At 66.4% G+C, this 20,795-nt stretch carries 18 protein-coding genes; 10 read left to right on the top strand and 8 right to left on the bottom strand.

Annotated features, from left to right (window positions below):
* Positions 1-15: 15 nt before the first annotated feature.
* Positions 16-1,002 (bottom strand): Bug family tripartite tricarboxylate transporter substrate binding protein, encoded by a 987-nt coding sequence (locus J8I34_RS13715; protein WP_209770806.1) that lies wholly within the window; start codon positions 1,000-1,002, stop codon positions 16-18.
* Positions 1,003-1,133: 131 nt separating this feature from the next.
* On the opposite strand from J8I34_RS13715, the gene J8I34_RS13710 reads away from it, so the two are divergent.
* The gene (locus J8I34_RS13710) at positions 1,134-2,042 is read left to right on the top strand and encodes a LysR substrate-binding domain-containing protein (protein ID WP_029046818.1); all 909 of its coding nucleotides are present in this window, start codon (positions 1,134-1,136) and stop codon (positions 2,040-2,042) included.
* An 86-nt stretch (positions 2,043-2,128) separates the two neighbouring features.
* Here J8I34_RS13710 and J8I34_RS13705 read toward each other — a convergent pair whose 3' ends face one another.
* Genes J8I34_RS13705 through J8I34_RS13695 form a run of 3 tightly spaced genes read right to left on the bottom strand, consistent with a single transcriptional unit; the run spans position 2,129 to position 4,832 of the window.
* Positions 2,129-3,304 carry a vWA domain-containing protein gene (locus J8I34_RS13705; protein ID WP_029046819.1) on the bottom strand — a complete coding sequence of 392 codons (1,176 nt, stop codon included), beginning with the start codon at positions 3,302-3,304 and terminating at the stop codon, positions 2,129-2,131.
* A 29-nt stretch (positions 3,305-3,333) separates the two neighbouring features.
* Positions 3,334-3,927 carry a GNAT family N-acetyltransferase gene (locus J8I34_RS13700; RefSeq protein WP_209770805.1) on the bottom strand — a complete coding sequence of 198 codons (594 nt, stop codon included), beginning with the start codon at positions 3,925-3,927 and terminating at the stop codon, positions 3,334-3,336.
* 14 nt (positions 3,928-3,941) lie between these two features.
* Positions 3,942-4,832 carry an AAA family ATPase gene (locus tag J8I34_RS13695; RefSeq protein WP_029046821.1) on the bottom strand — a complete coding sequence of 297 codons (891 nt, stop codon included), beginning with the start codon at positions 4,830-4,832 and terminating at the stop codon, positions 3,942-3,944.
* A gap of 546 nt (positions 4,833-5,378) precedes the next feature.
* Here J8I34_RS13695 and J8I34_RS13690 point away from each other — a divergent pair.
* Together J8I34_RS13690 and J8I34_RS13685 are read left to right on the top strand one after the other, a co-directional pair.
* A complete protein-coding gene (locus J8I34_RS13690; protein WP_209770803.1) occupies positions 5,379-5,726 on the top strand; it encodes a c-type cytochrome in 348 nt (115 codons plus the stop codon).
* Positions 5,727-5,736: 10 nt separating this feature from the next.
* Positions 5,737-6,135, top strand: coding sequence for a c-type cytochrome (locus J8I34_RS13685; protein ID WP_029046823.1), 399 nt, complete (start codon positions 5,737-5,739; stop codon positions 6,133-6,135).
* Between the two features lie 106 nt (positions 6,136-6,241).
* On the opposite strand, the gene J8I34_RS13680 is transcribed toward J8I34_RS13685, so the two are convergent.
* A complete protein-coding gene (locus J8I34_RS13680) occupies positions 6,242-7,255 on the bottom strand; it encodes an FAD:protein FMN transferase (protein ID WP_209770801.1) in 1,014 nt (337 codons plus the stop codon).
* Positions 7,256-7,546: 291 nt separating this feature from the next.
* On the opposite strand from J8I34_RS13680, the gene nosZ reads away from it, so the two are divergent.
* From nosZ to J8I34_RS13650, 6 genes are all read left to right on the top strand, one after another.
* Complete coding sequence (nosZ, locus tag J8I34_RS13675) at positions 7,547-9,484, top strand: TAT-dependent nitrous-oxide reductase (RefSeq protein WP_209770799.1); 1,938 nt, start codon at positions 7,547-7,549, stop codon at positions 9,482-9,484.
* Positions 9,485-9,553: 69 nt separating this feature from the next.
* The gene (locus J8I34_RS13670; protein WP_209770797.1) at positions 9,554-12,163 is read left to right on the top strand and encodes a NosR/NirI family protein; all 2,610 of its coding nucleotides are present in this window, start codon (positions 9,554-9,556) and stop codon (positions 12,161-12,163) included.
* Positions 12,160-13,416, top strand: coding sequence for a nitrous oxide reductase family maturation protein NosD (locus tag J8I34_RS13665; protein ID WP_209770795.1), 1,257 nt, complete (start codon positions 12,160-12,162; stop codon positions 13,414-13,416). The genes J8I34_RS13670 and J8I34_RS13665 overlap by 4 nt, the downstream gene beginning before the upstream one ends.
* A gap of 1 nt (position 13,417) precedes the next feature.
* Positions 13,418-14,341, top strand: a complete 924-nt coding sequence (locus J8I34_RS13660) for an ABC transporter ATP-binding protein (protein ID WP_245175921.1) — start codon at positions 13,418-13,420, stop codon at positions 14,339-14,341.
* Positions 14,338-15,177 carry an ABC transporter permease gene (locus J8I34_RS13655; protein WP_198030811.1) on the top strand — a complete coding sequence of 280 codons (840 nt, stop codon included), beginning with the start codon at positions 14,338-14,340 and terminating at the stop codon, positions 15,175-15,177. The genes J8I34_RS13660 and J8I34_RS13655 overlap by 4 nt, the downstream gene beginning before the upstream one ends.
* Positions 15,177-15,710: a nitrous oxide reductase accessory protein NosL gene (locus J8I34_RS13650; protein ID WP_029046830.1), complete on the top strand. Its 534-nt coding sequence runs from the start codon at positions 15,177-15,179 to the stop codon at positions 15,708-15,710. Before J8I34_RS13655 ends, J8I34_RS13650 begins: the two co-directional genes overlap by 1 nt.
* A 32-nt stretch (positions 15,711-15,742) precedes the next feature.
* Here the strand turns inward: J8I34_RS13650 and aroG are convergent, their stop codons facing one another.
* The gene (gene aroG, locus J8I34_RS13645) at positions 15,743-16,822 is read right to left on the bottom strand and encodes a 3-deoxy-7-phosphoheptulonate synthase AroG (protein ID WP_029046831.1); all 1,080 of its coding nucleotides are present in this window, start codon (positions 16,820-16,822) and stop codon (positions 15,743-15,745) included.
* A gap of 457 nt (positions 16,823-17,279) precedes the next feature.
* Here aroG and J8I34_RS13640 point away from each other — a divergent pair, with 457 nt between their 5' ends.
* Positions 17,280-18,353, top strand: coding sequence for a class I SAM-dependent methyltransferase (locus tag J8I34_RS13640; RefSeq protein ID WP_209770791.1), 1,074 nt, complete (start codon positions 17,280-17,282; stop codon positions 18,351-18,353).
* Positions 18,354-18,396: 43 nt separating this feature from the next.
* On the opposite strand, the gene tldD is transcribed toward J8I34_RS13640, so the two are convergent.
* Positions 18,397-19,857, bottom strand: coding sequence for a metalloprotease TldD (gene tldD, locus J8I34_RS13635; protein WP_029046833.1), 1,461 nt, complete (start codon positions 19,855-19,857; stop codon positions 18,397-18,399).
* A gap of 116 nt (positions 19,858-19,973) precedes the next feature.
* Complete coding sequence (locus tag J8I34_RS13630) at positions 19,974-20,795, bottom strand: carbon-nitrogen hydrolase family protein (protein ID WP_029046834.1); 822 nt, start codon at positions 20,793-20,795, stop codon at positions 19,974-19,976.

Genomic DNA, 20,795 nt, shown 5'->3' with positions numbered 1-20,795 from the left:
ATGCTGCGCCAGGGGTCAGTCAAGCGAAATCTTGGCGGCCGCGGCCACACGCTTGTTCTTGGCCACTTCGCTCTTGATCTGCGCGGCGAAGTGGGCCGGGGTGTCGCCCACCGGGGTCGCGCCCAGCTTTTCCAGCTTGGCCTTGACCTCCGGCGTCGCCAGCACCTTGACGGCGGCGGCATGCAGCTTGTTCTGGATGTCGGCCGGCAGGTTGGCGGGCGCGATCAGGCCGAACCAGGCGGCGTCGTTGACCTCGCCCAGGCCCAGCTCGGCGAAGGTCGGCACGTTCGGCAGCGCCGCCACGCGCTTGGGCGCGGCCACGGCCAGCGCGCGCAGCTTGCCGCCTTCGATGAACGGCAGCGACGACGGCAGGTTGTCGAACAGCACCTGCACCTGGCCGGCCAGCGCGTCGTTCAGCGCCGGGCCCACGCCCTTGTACGGCACGTGCAGCAGTTCGGTCTTGCTGCTCATCTTGAACAGTTCCCCCATCATGTGCGAGACGCTGCCGTTGCCGGCGGAGCCATAGGCCAGCTTGTTCGGCTGCGACTGCGCCAGCGCGATGAAAGACTTCATGTCGGTGGCCTTGACCGCCGGGTTGATGCTCATCACGTTCGGCACCGAGGCCAGGTTGGTGATGGTGGTGAAGTCCTTGGTTGCATCGTAGGACAGGCGCGGGTAGACCGCAGGGTTGATGCCATGGGTCGAGGCCGTGGCAATGCCCAGCGTGTAGCCGTCCGGCGCCGCCTTGGACAGGAAGGTGGTGCCGATGCTGCCGCCGGCGCCGCCGCGGTTGTCGACCACCACGGCCTGGCCCAGTTGCTGGCCAAGCTTGTCGGCGACGATGCGCGCGACGATATCGGTGGTGCCGCCGGCGGGGAAGGGCACCACCAGCGTGATCGGCTTGGCCGGATAGCCGGACTGGGCGGCGGCGCTGAAGGACAGGCCGGTGGCGAGGGCGGCCGAGGCGGCGGCCAGGGTGCGGAGCAGGTGGCGACGTTGCATGATGTCTTGTGGGGAAAGGTATCGAGAAAGAGACAAAGGCGGTTTCACGATTCTGCTCGTCCAGGCAAGCCCCTCGCAAACGAAATAAAATCCCTAGCTCATTCCAATTGGTCGTGAAGTCGAGGTGATGTATGCGGCGTATGTGCCCGTCGCTGACCGAGTTGCAGGCGTTCGAAGCTGCGGCCCGACATAACAGTTTTACCGTGGCGGCGCGCGAATTGCACGTGACGCAGGGTGCTATCAGCAAGCAAGTGCGCAGCCTGGAAGCCTACCTGGGGATCGAACTGTTCGAGCGGGTGCGCCAGCGGCTGGTGCTGACCGATGCCGGTGCGCGCTACCTGGAGCGCATCGGCCCCAGCCTTAACGAACTGGAGGCGGCCACGGTCGAGCTGATGGCGCGCCAGGGGCGCGGGGGCGTGCTGCACATCGCCAGCATGCCCACGCTCGGCGCCAAGTGGCTGATCCCGCGCTTGCCGCAGTTCTTTGCCCGGCATCCGGAGGTGACGCTGGAATTCGTGCCGCATGCGCAGGGCTACGATTTTTCCGAGCCGGATCTCGATGCGGCGATCCGCTTCGGCGATGGCGTCTGGCCAGGCAGCCTGGCTGACTACATGACCGGACGCGAAGTGCTGCCGGTCTGCCGCCCGGGCCTGCTGGCCGATGAGCCTGACGGCGTCGCGCGCACGCCAGATGCGCTGCTGCGCTACCCGCTGCTGCACCACACCACCGTGCCCGAGGCGTGGCCCGACTGGTTCGCCACGCTGGGCGTGGCCACCCGCCAGGCGTGGAGCGGCGCGCGCTTCGACCAGTTCTCGCTGCTGACACAGGCGGCGCTGTCGGGGCTGGGCATCGCGCTGATCCCGCGCTGCCTGATCGAACAGGAACTCGATACCGGCGCGCTGGTGGTCGCGCATCCGGCGCAGGTGCTGGCCAAGAAGGGCTATTACCTGTGCTACCCGGAGCAGAAGCAGCATTTGCCGGCGCTGCGGACTTTCCGTGCCTGGGTCATGGAAGGCGCGGACCTGGCGCGGCCAGGCTGAGGTCGCCGGAGGTCACTGAAATGCCCAGGTTGCGGGCGGTTTGCTCCCTCTCCCGCAAGCGGGAGAGGGAGCAAACCAGGCAGTTCTTATTTCGACAGCACCTTCATCGCCTGCTCCAGGCCCGCCAGCGTGACGGGATACATGCGTCCCTTCATCAGCTGGTTGATCACGGTGATCGACTGGCGGTACTGCCACAGGCCCTCCGGCTCGGGGTTGAGCCAGACGAAATGCGGGAACTGCTCGGTCATGCGGTTCAGCCACACCGCGCCGGCCTCGGCGTTGTTGTACTCGACCGAGCCGCCGGGCTGCAGGATCTCATACGGGCTCATGGTCGCATCGCCGACGAAGATGATCTTGTAGTCGGACGTGTACTTGTGCAGCAGATCCCACGTCGCCAGCTTCTCGGCGTGGCGGCGGCGGTTGTTCTTCCAGACGTAGTCGTACAGGCAATTGTGGAAGTAGTAGTACTCCAGGTGCTTGAACTCGGTCTTGGTGGCCGAGAACAGTTCTTCCACGCGCTTGATGTGGTCGTCCATCGAGCCGCCCACGTCCATCAGCATCAGCACCTTGACCTTGTTGTGGCGCTCGGGCCGCAGCTTGATGTCGAGCAGGCCGGCGTTGGCCGCGGTCGAGTGGATGGTGTCGTCCAGGTCCAGTTCGGTGTCGGCGCCATCGCGCGCGAAACGGCGCAGGCGGCGCAGCGCGACCTTGATGTTGCGCGTGCCCAGCTCGACCTGGTCATCATAGTCCTTGTAGGTACGCGCTTCCCACACCTTGATCGCAGTGCGGTTGCCCTTGCTCGGGCCGCCGATGCGGATGCCTTCCGGGTTGTAGCCGCCGTGCCCGAACGGCGAGGTGCCGCCGGTGCCGATCCACTTGTTGCCGCCCTCGTGCTTTTCCTTCTGCTCCTCGAGCAGCTGCTTGAGGCGCTCCATCAGCTTGTCGAGGCCGCCCATGGCCTCGATCTTGGCCTTCTCCTCGGCCGACAGCTCGCGCTCCAGCGTCTTCTGCAGCCAGTCGAGCGGGATGTCGGACTTCCAGTCGACCAGGCTTTCCACGCCCTTGAAGTAGGCGGCGAAGGCCTGGTCGAACTTGTCGAAGTGCTTCTCGTCCTTGACCAGCGTCATGCGCGACAGGTAGTAGAACTCGTCGATCGAGGGCGTGATGACCTGCGCCTTGAGCGCTTCCAGCATGGTCAGGTATTCCTTGACCGAGACCGGCAGCTTGGCGTGGCGCAGCGAGAAGAAGAAGTCGATCAGCATGATGCCTTGCTCTGTGATAGGCGGCCGCTTCAGCGCGGACGGTCAAGCTGGAATTGCAGGTGTTGACGCACCGTCGGCCACTCGCTGGCGATGATCGAAAACACCACGGTGTCGCGCAACGAGCCGTCCGGCATGCGCTGGTGGTTGCGCAGCACGCCGTCCTGCTTGGCGCCCAGCCTTGCGATCGCGGCGCGGCTCTGCTGGTTCATCCAGTGCGTGCGGAATTCCACGGCGATGCAGTCGAGCTTTTCGAAGGCATGGCCGAGCAGCATCAGCTTGCACTCGGTGTTCAGCGGCGTGCGCTGGACCCGGCGCGCATACCAGGTGGAGCCGATCTCCACGCGCCGGTTGGCCGCGTCGATATTCATGTAGGTGGTCATGCCCGCCAGCTCGCCCGCGGCGTCGCGCACCGCGAACGGCAGCATCGAGCCCTGGTCCTGCAGGCCCAGGCGCCGCGCGATCTCGGCTTCCATGCGCTCGGGCGCGGGCACGCTGGTGTACCAGAGCTTGTGCAGCTCGCCGTCGGCGCACGCGGCGCGCAGGCCGTCGGCATGCTCGGGTCGCAGCGGCTCCAGCGTGGCGTGCTTGCCGGCCAGGGTCACGGGATTGGCAAAAGCGGTCATGACAGGCAGCTCGCTCAGCGGTTGGCGCGGTTCATGAATACCAGGCGCTCGAACAGGTGCACGTCCTGCTCGTTCTTCAGCAGCGCGCCGTGCAGCGGCGGGATCGCGGCCTTCTTGTCCGGGCTCTTCAGCGCCTCGGGCGGGATGTCCTCGGACATCAGCAGCTTGAGCCAGTCAATCAGCTCGGAGGTGGAGGGCTTCTTCTTCAGGCCCGGCAGGTTGCGCATCTCGTAGAACGATTCCAGCGCGGCGGCGACCAGCTCACGCTTGATGCCGGGGTAGTGCACGTCGACGATCTGCTGCATGGTGTCGGCGTCCGGGAACTTGATGTAGTGGAAGAAACAGCGGCGCAGGAAGGCGTCCGGCAGTTCCTTCTCGTTGTTCGAGGTGATGATCACCAGCGGACGGCGCTTCGCCTTGACCAGTTCACGCGTCTCGTAGACATAGAACTCCATGCGGTCGAGTTCGCGCAGCAGGTCGTTGGGGAATTCAATGTCGGCCTTGTCGATCTCGTCGATCAGCAACACCACTTGCTGGTCGGCTTCGAAGGCCTGCCACAGCACGCCCTTGACGATGTAGTTGCGGATGTCGTGCACGCGGTCGTCGCCGAGCTGCGAGTCGCGCAGGCGCGAGACCGCGTCGTATTCATACAGGCCCTGCTGTGCCTTGGTGGTCGACTTGATATGCCACTGCAGCAGCGGCATGTCCAGCGCGGCGGCCACTTCCTCGGCCAGCATGGTCTTGCCGGTGCCGGGCTCGCCCTTGATCAGCAGCGGGCGCTGCAGCGTGCGCGCGGCGTTGACGGCCAGCTTGAGGTCGTCGGTGGCGACATACTGGTCACTGCCCTCGAAACGGGCCTGCTGGGCGGAAGAAGCTTGGGCGGAAGCGTTGGCGGTGTTTGACATGAGGCAACCTGGAGGTGACGGCCCTGTCCTGGTCGGTTCGGGCCGGGTTGGCGTGTTTGGCGCAGTCTCTTCGCGCTGTCACGCGCGCTTTCATTATGGGCGGTGTGGTTCGTCCGGACTCAGTGCCGAACGTCTGCGAACGGTCGTGCGCTTTACCGGAATGGGCCAGTATAAAAGACCTTTGCTGTTCGTGTTGGACGGGGCTGACAGACGGTACGCAACGGCGGGCGGTTGCTGGACTGCCAGGTGTCGCCTGCGGTACAATGCGCCGGTTTGACGCGCCCCCACGTCCAGTTCTCCAGTATCCGGCAGTCCGCGCTCAGAAGTCCCAGCGGCCCGACCGGGTCGCGGCGATTGCGCGAGGTGGTTCCAGAATGGTGTTCCACATCACGGCAATGATCCCGGATGCCGAATGTCTGGGCGGGTCTGGCAGGTTGCACCTCTTGCAACCCCATCGGCAGCCAGGCTTTCCCCAGAAGCATTCTGAAACCGTCTCCGCCCGGCAGGGCAGGTCACGCACGGTTTAATTTCCAATCCGCAAAGACAATGAAAAAGCTCCTCACGATGGTGGTGCTGGGCGTGGCTGCAACGGCCACGCAGGCACAGGAAGTCAAGGGCAATGGAGACGCTGCCAAGGACAAGGTTGCAATGTGCATCGGATGCCACGGCATTCCGGGCTACCGTGCGTCGTTCCCCGAGATCTATGAAGTGCCGTTGCTGGGCGGCCAGAGCGCCAAGTACATCGAAAATGCGCTGAAGGCGTACCAGAAGGGCGAGCGCAAGCACCCGACCATGCGCAGCATCGCCGCCACGCTGACCGAGCAGGACATCGCCAACGTGGCGGCCTACTACTCGCAGCAGAAGCCGAACACCCAGAACAACGCCCTGAAGTAAGAGACCCATCATGAAGACGCTCAAGACGCTTTCGATCGCGCTCGGCGCACTCGTGCTGGGTGCCGCCACATTGCCGGCTTCGGCCGCCGACCTCGCCAATGGCAAGGCGCTGGTGCAAAAGGGTGCCTGCGTGGCCTGCCACGGCGAGGGCCTGAACAAGCCGATCTCGCCCGACTATCCCAAGCTGGCCGGCCAGCATGCCGACTACCTGTACCATGCGATGATGTCGTACCAGGTGTCGGGTAACGCGCTGGTGGGCCGCTCCAATGCGATCATGGCCGGCCAGGTCAACGCCAATCCGGCGGTGACCGGCAAGGACGGCAAGCCGCGTCCGTTCACGCGCAAGGAGCTGAAGGATATCGCTGCGTATATCGAGTCGCTGCCGGGCGACCTGGTGCTGAAGAAGTAAGCCGTGGCGCGGTGACTGCCGCGCCGTCGCAGAGGGAAAAGCCGCCTTGGTACAGGCGGCTTTTTCTTATTGGGCGGAGGGTCGGCGCGCCAGCGCGCCAGCGCGTCTACGCCGCCACACTTGCAAGCCGGCGGCGCATCCCTGCCGTGGTCCAGGGCTCGGCATCGCCGACGACCAGCGCGTCGACGCCGGCTGCACCGTGCAGCAGCCCGGCCGCGGCGGACTGGCCAGCGACCATCAACGCAGCGCCCAGGCCGTTGACCGCGGTGGCCTGTGAAGCCACCAGGGTCACGCCACGCGGTCCCGCCGCCGGCATGCCAGTGGCAGGGTCGAGCACGTGGTGGTAGCGCTTGCCGTTGGCGACAAAGCAGCGCTCATAGTCGCCCGATGACGCGACCACGGCTTCGGATACCGCCAGTACGCCCAGCAGCCGCGCCGGTGAGCGCGGATCGCGCACGCCCACGCGCCAGTCGCGCCCTTGCAGCTGGCCGCTCGCCAGCACATCGCCGCCGCCATTGATCATGGCATGACGCAATCCGTGCCTGCGCAGCGCCTGCATTCCCGCCTGCAGGATCGGCAGCTTGGCGATGCCGCCCAGGTCCAGGCGCATGCCCGGGCGCAGCAGCATCGCTTCGCCGCGGCGTTCGTCGAGCATGACCTGCCGGTAGTCCACCAGCGTCCGCTCGCGTGCCAGCTCGGCGGAAGTCGGCACGCGCGTGTTGTCTTCACCGAAGTGCCAGCCGGCGAAGGCGCCGACGGTGATGTCGAACGCGCCACCGGTGCGCGCCGACAGTGCCGCCGCCGCTTGCAGCACTGCCATCAGTTCCAGTGCGACCGGCACCGGCTGCCGGCCCGCTGCGCGCTGCAGGGCGCTGACCTGGCTGTCCGGCCGGTAGCGCGACATCAATCGCTCCAGTCGGCCCATCTCTGCAAAGGCGGCGGCGATGCCGGACCTTGCTGCCAGGTAAGAACTGTCCTGCACCACGATATCGACCTGCGTGCCCAGCAGGCGCCGCGATGCGCGTGTGACCGTGGCATCGGCCAGCGCGGGACTGACGAACATGGCGGTGGCAAGCATCGGCACGCTGGCCGCGGCGGCGCGCATTACGTTGCGCCGCATGGCGTCGATGCGAGAGGAAGAAGACAGCGTAGCCGGTAGGGTCTTGGCGCGCATGACAGGATGGGCGGCGCATGCCGCGTTAGTCGTTGACGTTGTGGTGTCGCCATTCTCCGGGCAGTCTTCGGAAAAAACATGCATCAAAAATGAATATTTAAAAGATCCATGACGAGCGTCAACCTCGTTCACGCCAACTGCTTCGACTATCTGTAACCGGCAACATCAGGCCACCCACACAACGAAGAGAGCAGGCGGAGCCCTCCGCCCTTTGCAATGACGGTTCGAGGATCGAAGATGACGAGGCATTCCCAAGACCCACTGGCACACACCGATGCACCGGCGGCACCGGGACGACGGCGCTTTATCAATACCGCGGCGCTGGCCGGGCTGGCCGGCGTGGCGGCGTGCACGGACAAGGGCGGAGCGCCCACCGCGGCCACCCCGGCCAGCGGTGCGCACGCGGGACAGGGCAGCGCGCATGCCGGTGCGTCGGTGCACCTGAAGCCGGGCGAGCTTGATACCTACTACGGCCTGTGGAGCGGCGGCCATGCGGGCGACATGCGCGTGCTGGGGCTGCCCTCGGGGCGCGAGCTGCACCGCATCCCGTGCTTCGTGCCCGATGCGCTGACCGGCTGGGGCATCACCAATGAATCCAAGCGCGTGATGGGCACGCGCCCCGACGGCAACGTGCTGTACAACGTCGGCGACACGCACCATGTGCATGCCTCGTACAAGGACGGCAATTACGATGGCCGCTACGCGTGGATCAACGACAAGATCAACGCACGGCTGGCGCGCATCCGGCTCGACTATTTCGTCTGCGACAAGATCACGGACCTGCCCAACGTGCAAGGCTTCCACGGCATCTTCCCGGACAAGCGCGATCCCGTCGACGCGAACATCAACTACACCACGCGCGTGTTCTGCGGCGCGGAGTTCGCTTTGCCGCTGCCCAATACGCCGACCGAGGACGCCGGCAAGTACCGCTCGCTCTTCACCTGTGTCGATGCGGAGACGATGGCGGTACGCTGGCAGGTGCTGATCGACGGCAATTGCGACCTCGTCGCGACCTCGTACGACGGCAAGCTGGCCGCCACCAATCAGTACAACGTCGAGATGGGCGCGCGCTATGAAGACATGATGTCGGCCGAGCGCGACGCCTGCCTGTTCTTCAATATCGCCCGCATCGAGGCGGCGATCAAGGATGGGAAGTTCAAGACCATCGGCGACTCGAAGGTGCCAGTGGTCGACGGCACGCACGCGGCCAACGCCGACCCGAAGACCGCGCTGACCACCTACGTCTCGGTGCCGAAGAACCCGCACGGCGTCAATGCCAGCCCGGACCAGAAGTACTTCATCTGCGCCGGCAAGTTGTCGCCGACCGGCACCGTGATCGAACTGGCGAAGGTGCTGGACTGGTTCGACGGCAAGCTGGAGACGCCCGATGAGGCCATCGTCGCCGAGGTCGAGCTGGGCCTGGGGCCGCTGCATACCGCCTTCGACGGGCGTGGTAATGCCTACACCACGCTGTTCCTCGACAGCCAGATCGTCAAATGGAACATTGATGCTGCCATCCGCTTCCACAAGGGCGACAAGAACGCCAAGTACGTGGTCGACCGGCTCGACGTGCAGTACCAGCCGGGCCACCTGAACGCTTCGCAGTCCGAGACGATCGCCGCCGACGGCAAGTTCCTGGCCGTGGGCTGCAAGTTCTCCAAGGACCGATTCCTGCCGGTGGGGCCGCTGCATGCCGAGAACGAGCAGCTGATCGATATCTCGGGCGACAAGATGGTGCTGCTGGCGGACCACCCGGTGCATAGCGAACCGCACGACTTCATCATCTTCCGTCGCGAGCTGCTGCGGCCCAAACAGGTCTATGCGCTGGATGATTTCCCGCTGGCGGTGAAGGATCCGCAGCAGTCGGGCGTATTCCGCAACGGCAGGAAGGTGACGGTGAAGATCACGTCGCAGGCGCCGGTGTTCTCGCTGCGCGAGATCAAGCTGAAGAAGGGCGACGAAGTCACGCTGATCCTGACCAACCTGGACAAGATCGAAGACCTGACGCACGGGTTTGCCATCCCCAAGTACAACATCAACTTCATCGTCAATCCGCTCGAGACCGCGTCGGTGACCTTCATCGCCGACAAGCCCGGCGTGTTCTGGTGCTACTGCACCCACTTCTGCCACGCGCTGCATCTTGAGATGCGCAGCCGCATGATCGTCGAGGCCTGAGACGGCATGCGTGGATGACCTTGCGCGGCGCGTGCCGCCGCGCAAGGTCATCCGCTTGCCCCCAATTCCATGATCCACGCATTTCTCGATTGGCTTGCGGCGTGCTTCGCCGTATTCCTGCTGGCGCTTGGCTTTTCTGCATCGGCACACGCCGGCGCATATGAGGCAGCCTTGCCGCCGGAACTCTCTTCCGCGGCGGACCTGTGCGCGCTGGCGCCCTGCACCGAAGTGCTGCCCGGCGCGACCAGCTTCTCCACGCGCAAGGGACAACCGCCCTACGTAGAGGGCTATCGCACCGGCGCGGACGGCAAGCGCGAACTGCTCGGCTACGTGATGCTGTCCACCGACATTACCGATACACCGGCGTATTCCGGCAAGCCGGTGGTGACGCTGATCGGCATGGATGTGCGGGGGCAGTACACGGGCGTCAGGGTACTGAAGCATTCCGAGCCGATCCTGTTGCTGGGCATCCCGGAATCGGCGCTGCTCGACTTCAACCGCCAGTACGTCGGCAAGTCGGTGGCCGACAAGATCGAAGTCGGCCAGTCGCGGCCGGACGAGGGCGTGGTCGGCGTCGATGCGATTTCCGGCGCCACCGTGACGGTGATCGCCCAGAACCAGGTGCTGACCACGTCGGGCGCGGCGGTGGCGCGGCAGGTCGGCATTCTGGCTCCGACGCAGCGGGCGCCGGCGCGGTTCGCCGAAAGCGGCAAGCACTATGCCTGGCAGCAAATGGTGACGAGCGGGCTGGTGCAGCGGCTGCTCGTGCAGCCGGCGCAAGTCGGGCTGCCCGGCGGCGGCGAGCCCTTTATCGAGCTATGGTTTGGCGACCTAAACCATCCAGACATTGGCCGCAGCGTGCTGGGCGATGCCGGCTGGCAAGGGCTGCGCGCGCAGTTGAAGCCCGGCGAGCATGCCATCTTCGTGGTCCGCACCGCGGGCGCGGAGTCGTTCAAGGGCTCGGGCTTCGTGCGCGGCGGCATCTACGACCGCGTGCAGGTGCGCCAGGGCGCCGACGCGTTCACCTTCCGCGACCTGGACTACCTCAATCTCTACGGTGTCGCGGCGCAGGGCGCGCCGGCGGTGACCGAGTCGGCGATCTTCGTGATCCGGTCGCCGGCGTTTTCCGCGGCGTATCCGTGGAAGCTGTCGTTTCTCGGCAACCGCGTCGACCGTGCCACCGGCACGCGCAGCTTCGCCAGCTTCGATGCGCCGTACTGGCTGCCGGCAGCGATGCTGCAGGGCGGCCGGCCGCAGATCGACGAACCCGAAGCGCCGTGGCGCAAGGTCTGGCGCAAACAGGCCACCAACATCGCGTTGTTTATTGCGCTGCTGGGCGCAGTCACGGTGGTCTACGCACTGCGCGACCGCCTGACGCGGCGCGCCACGCACAAGAACAAATGGCCAGTCAATGCGTTCAAGTACACGGCCTGGGCGCTCAGCATCGTCTTTGTCGGCTTCGGGGCGATGGCGCAGCCGTCGATCACGCAGGTGCTGACGTGGTTCCACGCGCTGCTGCTGCGCTGGGACTGGGCGCTGTTCCTCAGCGATCCCTTTATCTTCTGCTTCTGGATCTTCATCATCGCCACCGTGCTGCTGTTCGGCCGCGGCCTGTTCTGCGGCTGGCTGTGTCCGTTCGGCTCGCTGTCCGAGGCGATCTACAAGCTGGGCCGCTTCCTGGGACTGAAGCGATGGCAGCGGCAGTTGCCGCGCCGCTGGCATGACCGGCTCAAGTGGGTCAAGTACGGTGTGTTCTTCGGGCTGCTGGCGGTGTCGGTGTTTTCGATGGGACTGGCCGAGATGCTTGCGGAGATCGAGCCGTTCAAGACGACCTTCCTGGTCGGCATCCCGAACCGAGCATGGCCGTACGGGCTGTTCGCGTGCACGCTGCTGGGACTGTCGCTGTTTATCGAACGGCCCTACTGCAAGTACCTGTGCCCGCTCGGCGCAGCACTGGCGATGCCGAGCACGTTCCGCTGGTTTGGCCTGCGGCGCAAGTCTGACTGCAACCACTGCAAGGCGTGCGCGGTGGGCTGCGGCTCACAGGCGATCGATGCCGACGGCCGCATCGACCATCGCGAATGCCTGCATTGCCTCGACTGCATGGTGCTCTATACCGACACGCGCGGCTGCCCGCCGCTGGCGCGCGAGCGCAAGCGGCGCGAGCGCGACGGGCTGCCGCTGACACCGCTGGGTCGCAACGGATATTTCATCCCGCTGGTGCCGGTGCCGGCCGATGCGGCACAGCCTTCGGGCCCAGACCCGCGAATGCCGACCGACCCGGTGGCGCCGCCGTACGCGGCAACGGCTGGCGCCGCGCGCTGGTTCGCCGAGCTGTGGGACCACTTGTGGCCATGGAGCGGCCAGGGCTGGCGCTCCGCCGCCGCGCTGCAGCTGGCGGGGCTCGCGGTCGCGCTGGCGGCCACCGTCGCGTGGGCGCTGGCCGCCAGCGGACAAATGCGCGCCGGCGCGGTGATCGGCTGGTGGCTGGGCTGGAGCCTGTACGAAGTGCTGATCCGCCTGTCGGGAAAGCGCTACGTCAAGGATGGCCCGTGGTGGCGCGGCCGCTACCGGCGCGCCACCGTGATGGACATGCTCAGCTATGTCGGCTTCAAGAACCTGCTGGTCGGTGCCGTGCTGTTCCTGGCGCTGAAGGCGATGGGGATGCTGGCCGCATGAAGCTGCTGCCTGGTATTGCGCTCTTATGGCTAACCTGCGCGCAGGCCGCGACCTGGCGCGTGCAGCCCGGCCAGTCGCTGCAGGCGGCGATCGACGCCGCCGGCGCAGGCGACACCATCGAGATCGCGCGCGGCCACTACACCGGCAACCTCGCCGTCGACAAGCCGCTGGTGCTGCGCGGCATCGCGCGGCCCACGCTCAGCGGCGCACTGCGCGGCGATACGTTGCGCATCACCGCGCCCGACGTGGTGGTCGAAGGCCTGATCGTGCGCGACTCCGGCGACAGCCTGAAGGACCAGAACGCCGGCATCTATATCCGCCCCGGCGCGCACCGCGCGGTGGTGCGCGATTGCGACCTGACCTACAACCTGTTCGGGCTGTGGATCGAGAAGGCCGACGATGTCCGCATCGAGCACAACACCATCACCGGCAAGCGCGATTACAACTCGGCGCAGCGCGGCAACGGAGTGCAGCTCTACAACACGCGCGGCGCACGCATCCTCGACAACAACATCAGTTTCGTGCGCGACGCGCTTTATGTCGATGTCTCGCATCACGCCATCTTTCGCGGCAACCGGCTGCACCACAGCCGCTACGGCACCCATTACATGAACTCGTACCACAACCTGTGGGAAGGCAACGACAGCTACCGCAACCGCGGCGGGCTGGCGCTGATGGAAGTGCGCGACCAGGTCGTGCGCAACAACCGAACCTGGGGCAATACCGACCACGGCATCATGCTGCGCACGCTGCAGGACTCGGCGATCGAAGGCAACGTTGTCGCCGGCAACCAGCGCGGCTTCTTTATCTATGACGTCGAGTACGTGACGCTGCGAGGCAATCTGGTGCTGGGCAACGCGACCGGCGTGCACCTGTCCGCCGGCTCGACGCGCAACGTGGTGCAGGGCAACGACTTCATCGCCAATCGCGAGCCGGTGCGCTATGTGGGCGCGCGCGACGAGCCGTGGGGCGGCCGGGGGCAGGGCAACTACTGGAGCAACTACCTGGGATGGGATCGCGACGGCGATGGCGTGGGCGACGTGCCATACCAGGCCAACGACCTCGTCGACAGGCTCGGCTGGCGCTACCCGGGCGTGACGCTGCTGCTGGGCAGTCCGGCGCTGCAGGCGCTGCGGCTGGCGGGACGGCAGTTCCCGGTGATCCGGGCGCCGGGCGTGGTCGATGCTTATCCGAGGATGCGCCCGGTGCGCGCCAACTGGAGGGACTGGGATGCTCAGGCCAGCGGCCATTGATATGCACGACGCCATCGTGCTCGCCGGCGTCAGCCGGCATTTCGGCGCGTTGCGCGCCGTAGACGACATCAGCCTCAGCGTGGGGCAAGGCGAACTGCTCGGGCTGATCGGGCACAACGGCGCGGGCAAGAGCACGCTGTTCAGGATGATGCTGGGACTGTTGCCGGCCACGCATGGCACGTTGCGCGTCGCCGGCGCAGACGTGGGCAGCCGCGCATTTCGCGCCGCGCGACGCGGCATCGGCTACCTGCCCGAACATCTGGTGCTCTATGACAACCTGAGCGGCCTGGAGACGCTGCGCTTCTTCGCGCGGCTGAAGGGCGTGAAGGCGGATGCGTGCGCGCCGATGCTCGACCAGGTCGGCCTGTCCGACGCCGCCGCGCGCCCGGTGCGCGAGTATTCGAAAGGCATGCGCCAACGGCTCGGCTTCGCGCAGGCGCTGCTCGGCGCACCGCGCGTGCTGTTCCTCGACGAGCCGACCAACGGGCTGGACCCGGCGGCAATCCGCGATTTCTACCTGATGCTCAACGCGCTGCGCGAGGGTGGCGTGACCATCGTCATTACCTCGCACATCCTGGCCGAGCTGCAGCAGCGCATCGACCGCTTCGCCATTCTTGCCGCCGGCCGCTTGCAGGCCACCGGCAGCCTGGAGTCGCTGCGCGCGCAGGCGGGGCTGCCGCTGACGCTGGCGCTGCGGCTCGAACCGGGTGCGCGCGAAGACGCGCTGCGCCGGCTGCAAACGCATGCGTGGGACAGGATCGAAGTGGTGGAAGGGGTGCCGGGGGAACTGACCGTGCGCTGTCCCGTTGCGGCCAAGATGCCGGTGCTGGCTGCGTTGCAGCCGCTGGCGGGGCGCCTGCTGGACCTGCAGATCCACGAGCCTTCGCTCGAAGACCTGTTCCTCGGCATGCGGGGGCAGGCATGAACGCGCGCATCGATGCGAGGCAAGTGGCCGCGATCGCAGCCAAGGAATTCCGCGACCGCATGCGCAACCGCTGGGTTCTCGCCGTGGCTGCCGTCTTCACCGCGCTGTCGCTGGCGATCGGCTATTTCGGTGGCGCCGAGCAGGGGGTGCTCGGGCCGCGCTCGCTGGAGTTCGTCATCACCAGCCTGGCGAGCCTGGTGATCTACCTGGTGCCGATGATCGCGCTGCTGCTCGGCTTCGATGCCGTGGTGGGCGAACGCGAGCGCGGCTCGCTGGACCTGCTGCTGTCGTTGCCGCTGACGCGCGGCGAGCTGCTGCTGGGCAAGTACCTGGGGCTGGCCGCCGCATTGCTGCTTGCCACCGCCGGCGGTTTTGCGTTGATGGCGGTGCTGCTGGCGCGCCAGTTCGGCTGGCCGGGCCTGTACCACTACCTCGGCTTTGTCGCCAGCGCCGGGCTGCTGGGCCTTGCGTTCCTGAGTCTGGCGCTGTGGCTGTCGGTGCTGTCGCGCGACCGCGCGCAGGCATCGGGCCTGGCGATCGGCCTGTGGTTCTTTTTCGTGCTGGTGTTCGACCTGCTGCTGCTCGGGCTGCTGGTCGCCGGCGCCGGCGAGGGCGGCGCCAGCGGATCCGGCACCGATTGGATCGCGTGGCTGCTGCTGCTGAACCCCGCGGACCTGTTCCGCATCGTCAATGCCTTTTCACTCGACCAGTTGCGCAGCGCCGGCGGCGTTGCCAGCATCGTGCCGCCGGCGCTGGCCAGCCCCTGGCCCACCGGCGCGGCACTGCTGGCGTGGATTGCCGTGCCGCTGGTCCTTGCTGCCAGGAGATTCCGCTGATGTGTTCCCCATCGTCTTTGCGTCGCCGCCACCTGATGCTCGCCATGGCCGGAGCCACGGTCTTCGTTGCCGCCTGCGGCAAGAAGCCGGAGGGCGCCGTGCAACCGAATGAGATCGAATCCGCCACCGCCTGCGTGCTCGATGGCATGCTGCTGGCCGACTATCCCGGCCCCAAGGCGCAGATCTTCTACGCTGGAGAAGCCCGACCGCAATGGTTTTGCGACACAGTGGAAATGTTCCACGCATTGCTGCGGCCCGAGCAGGTCAGGCCGGTGCGCGCGGTGTTCGTGCAGGACATGGCGCGGGCTGACTGGGAGCGGCCGCGCGGCCACTGGTTCGATGCCACCACCGGCGTGTATGTTGCCGGCAGTGGGCGCCACGGATCGATGGGGCCGACGCTGGCGAGCTTCCGCGCCGAAACCGATGCCAGCGCCTTTATCGCCCGCCATGGCGGCAAGCTGCTGCGCTACGCCGAGGTGACGCCGGAACTGGCGGATCTCAGCGGCGGCGCCATGCACGACAGCCGGATGTAGGCGGTGGTCATGCAAGGCGCGCGCGCGATGGCTCAGTTGCCGCTGCCCGGCACCAGGCGGCGCTGGCGCACCGATTCCGCCAGGCCTTCCAGCACCTTGACAGATTCATCCCAGCCGATGCACGCATCGGTGACCGACTGGCCGTAGGTCAGGGTCTCCACCGGCGTGCCCTGCACGTGGTCCTGGCGGCCCGCCACCAGGTGCGATTCGACCATCACGCCGATGATGCGCTGGTCGCCGCCGGCGATCTGGCGGCCGATGTCTTCGCACACCGGGATCTGGTTCTCATGCTTCTTGCTGCTGTTGGCATGCGAGGCATCGATCATCAGGCGCGAGGCCAGTCCGGCCTTGGAGATGGCGTCACACGCTTCCTGCACGCTGGCGGCATCGTAATTGGGCGCCTTGCCGCCGCGCAGGATCACGTGGCAGTCCTCGTTGCCCGAGGTCGACACGATCGCCGAGTGGCCGCCCTTGGTCACCGACAGGAAATGGTGCGGCTGCGATGCGGCCTTGATCGCGTCCACCGCGATCTTGACGTTGCCGTCGGTGCCGTTCTTGAAGCCCACCGGGCACGACAGTCCCGACGCCAGCTCCCGGTGTACCTGCGACTCGGTGGTGCGCGCGCCGATCGCGCCCCAGCTGACCAGGTCGGCGATGTATTGCGGGCTGATCATGTCGAGGTACTCGGTGCCGGTCGGCACGCCCATCTCGCTGATGTTCAGCAGCAACTCGCGCGCGGTGCGCAGGCCGTCGTTGATCTTGAAGCTGCCGTCCATGTACGGGTCGTTGATCAGGCCCTTCCAGCCCACCGTGGTGCGCGGCTTCTCGAAGTAGACGCGCATCACCACTTCCAGCTCGTTGGCGAAGCGGTCGCGCTGCACCTTGAGCAGCTTGGCGTATTCCAGCGCGGCGCGGGTATCGTGGATGGAACACGGGCCGATGATGACGATGAGCCGGTCATCCATGCCATGCAGGATGCGGTGCATGGCCTGGCGCGCGCCGTAGATCACGTCCGAAGCCGCTTCAGAGCAGCCAAATTCGCGGATCAGGTGAGCCGGCGGCAGCAGCTCCTTGAGTTCGCGAATGCGCAGGTCGTCGGTGTTCTTCAGCATGATGGCTCCGGGATTCTTGTGAGGTCGTGAGAGTGGGGAAACAATTGGGTATAAAAAAACCGCCAGGGTCGCTGGCGGTTTTTTTTGTATTCGGGGCGCTTACAGCCGTCCCTCCCTATCCGCCAGCGGTGTGAGATCGCTAAAGAAGTAAAAGTAAAACTTAGCGGACATGGCGGAAAAGGATGTTGGCTGAGGTCAGCTTGATTCGATTTTATGGAAAGGCGCTGGATTCATGCTGCGCTGCGTTGCAGAAGGGCAGGAAATTGCGCGCAGATCCGTAAAACTTCGAGGCGCCTTGATTGCCTGTGGTGCGACGAAGCATCTTTATAGCGCGTTTTGACAGGGTTGGCAAGTGTCCGCGACGCCGCCCCCGGCGCTTCGCCGCGCGCCATTTCCTGCTGTATCGGCTAAGGGCCGCAGCCTATATTGAACGGGGGAGCGCACGGGGAGGTGCATCATGAGCGTCGACGAGGCGAGGCTGAATGCCTTCATGGAGAAATTCGTCCACGATATCGGCGCGGTGATGCACGCCGCCACGGTGGTGGTCGGCGATGAACTGGGCCTGTACAAGGCCATGGCGGAAAAGCCGATGACCGCCGACGTGCTGGCGCAGAAAACCCATACCGACCCGCGTTACCTGCGCGAATGGCTGGCGGCCCAGGCAGCCAGCGGCTATGTCGACTACGATCCCGACAGCGCGGAGTTCAGCCTGAACGAAGAGCAGGCCTTCGCGCTGGCGCAAGAAGGCAGCCCGGCATTCATTCCCGGCGCGTTCCAGATTGCCGTGGCGCAATTCCGCGCCATTCCCAGGATGATCGATATCTTCCGCAACGGGCGCGGGCTGGGCTGGCATGAACACGACCCGGCGCTGTTCCATGGCACCGAACGCTTTTTCCGGCCGGGCTATGCCGCGCACCTGGTCTCGGAATGGATTCCCGCGCTCGATGGCATCGAGGCGCGGCTCAAGGACGGCGCCAGCGTGGCCGACGTCGGCTGCGGCCATGGCGCCTCGACCATCATCATGGCGCAGGCCTATCCGGCCTCGCGCTTCGTCGGCTTCGACTACCACGAGCCTTCGGTACGCCATGCCGCCGAGGCCGCGCGGCGTGCGGGGGTGGGCGACCGCGTGCGCTTCGAAGTGGCCAGCGCGAAGGACTATGCCGGCAAGGACTACGACCTGGTGGCGGTGTTCGACTGCCTGCACGACTTAGGCGATCCGGTTGGCGCGGCGCGGCACGTGCGCGAGACGCTGAGGCCGGACGGCGCGTGGCTGATCGTCGAGCCGTTTGCCAATGACAAGCTGGAAGACAACCTCAATCCGGTGGGGCGCGTGTTCTATTCCGCGTCGACCTTCATTTGCACGCCGGCGTCGCGTTCGCAGGAAGTGGGGCTGTGCCTGGGCGCGCAGGCAGGCGAGGTGCGCCTGCGCGGCGTGGCCGAACAGGCGGGCTTCGGCAGCTTCCGGAGGGCGGCCCAGACACCGTTCAACCTGGTGTACGAGGCGCGGCCCGTTGCACCGGAAGCACCATGAAAAACGGGACCCGCGGGTCCCGTTTCCTTGAGGCGATGTACGGTCAGGCCGTGCCGCCCACCGTCATGTTTTCAATGCGCAGCGTCGGCTGGCCCACGCCGACCGGCACGCTCTGTCCTTCCTTGCCGCACACGCCAACGCCCGAATCCAGGCGCATGTCGTTGCCGATCATGGTCACGTCCTTCAGCGATTCCGGGCCGTTGCCGACCAGCGTCGCGCCTTTGACCGGATGCGTGATCTTGCCGTCCTCGATCATGTATGCCTCGCTTGCCGAGAACACGAACTTGCCGTTGGTGATGTCGACCTGGCCGCCGCCGAAGTTGACCGCATACAGCCCCTTCTTGACGCTGGCGATGATTTCCTGCGGATCCTTGTCGCCGTTGAGCATGTAGGTGTTGGTCATGCGCGGCATCGGCAGCGCGGCATAGCTTTCGCGGCGGGCGTTGCCGGTGACCGGCATCTTCATCAGGCGCGCGTTGAGCGTGTCCTGGATATAGCCGCGCAGGATGCCGTCCTCGATCAGCGTGGTGCACTGGGTCGGGTTGCCTTCGTCGTCGAGGTTGAGCGAGCCACGGCGGTTGGCCAGCGTGCCGTCGTCGACCACGGTCACGCCCTTGGCCGCGACGCGCTCGCCCATGCGGCCGGCGAAGGCCGACGAGCCCTTGCGGTTGAAATCGCCTTCCAGGCCGTGGCCGACGGCCTCGTGCAGCAGCACGCCGGGCCAGCCCGGCCCCAGCACGACGGTCATCGCGCCGGCCGGGGCGGGGCGGGCGTCAAGGTTGACCAGCGCCGACGACACGGCTTCGTCCACGTACTTCTGCAGCAGGTCGTCGGTGAAATACCCGTAGGCATAGCGGCCGCCGCCGCCCGACGAGCCGATCTCGCGGCGCCCGCCCTGTTCGGCAATCACCGTCACCGACACGCGCACCAGCGGACGCACATCGGCGGCGATCACGCCGTCGCTGCGCGCCACCAGCACCACGTCGTACTCGCCGGCCAGGCCTGCCATCACCTGCACCACGCGCGGATCCTTGGCGCGCGCCATGCGTTCGATGCGCTCGAGCAGTGCCACCTTTTCGGCGGCGGCCATCGAATCGAGCGGGTCGTTGGGCGCGTACAGGTTGCGCCCCGCGTGCGAGGCCAGCTCGCCCGCCACCTTGACGCGGCCGTTGCCGGCGCGGCCGATGGTGCGGGTGGCGGCTGCCGCCTGCGACAGCGCGGCCAGGCTGATGTCGTCCGAATAGGCAAAGGCCGTCTTGTCGCCCGACACGGCGCGCACGCCCACGCCCTGGTCGATGCTGAAGCTGCCCGACTTGACAATGCCTTCTTCCAGGCTCCACGCCTCGTTGCGGGTGTACTGGAAGTACAGGTCGGCATAGTCGACCTTGTGCGTGAAGATATCGGCCAGCACGCGCTGCAGCTTGGCCTCGTCCAGGCCATACGGCGCCAGCAGCAGTTGCTGCGCGGTGGCCAGGTTGCGGATTCCGAGATCGCCGGCGTTCATGAGATGTCCTTTCTTCTGTTTGCCGCCCCGGCAGGTCATGGATCTTGCCGGTGGCGTGAAATGCCTGGTGCGGGTGGCACGTGCAAACCACATGCGGCCCCGCGGTTGCGTACATGCTACAGCACCCGGTGTCGCAGTGCCGGCAGGTTTTGCCTGACTTCTTCCAGCCGCGCCGGGTCGATGGTGCCGGCCACCACGCCTTCGCCTTCGGGCAGCATGGCCAGCACTTCGCCCCAGGGGTCGACCAGCATCGAATGGCCCCACGTGCGGCGTCCGTTCTCATGCTTGCCACCCTGTGCGGCGGCCAGCACATAGCACTGGTTTTCGATGGCGCGGGCGCGCAGCAGGATCTCCCAGTGCGCCTGGCCCGTGGTGTAGGTGAACGCGGCCGGCATCAGGATCAGGCTGGTGCCGGCGCCGGATGCCAGGCCGCGGTACAGCTCGGGAAAGCGCAGGTCGTAGCACACCGACATGGCCACGCGGCCGCACGGCGCGTCGAAGCTGACCGGGGTGCGGCCGGCCAGGATAGTGCGCGATTCGTCATAGTTCTCGGTCCCGCGCGTGAAGCCGAACAGGTGGATCTTGTCGTAGCGCGCCACGCGCTCGCCGCGCGGGTCGAAGGCGAGCGAGGTGTTGTACACGCGCGCCGGGTCGTCACACCACATCGGCAGCGTGCCGCCCACCAGCCAGATGCCGTGGCGGCGCGCGGCGCCGGCCAGGAACTGCTGCACCGGTCCATCGCCGTCGTGCTCGCGCACCGCCACCTTGTCCGCTTCGGAGCGGCCCATCATGCAGAAGTACTCGGGCAGCAGCACTAGTTGCGCGCCGCCTGCGGCGGCCTCGGCGATCAGCGCCTCGGCGCGCGCCAGGTTGGCATCGAGCGAGGTGCCGGTGACGGTCTGCACGGCGGCCACGCGGAACGGGGCGGGGGCGGTCAT

It is taken from the genome of Cupriavidus phytohabitans (genome assembly GCF_017815025.1).
GTDB lineage: Bacteria > Pseudomonadota > Gammaproteobacteria > Burkholderiales > Burkholderiaceae > Cupriavidus.
Note: the sequence above shows the minus strand (reverse complement) of the source record. Positions and strands in the feature narration are given on the sequence as shown.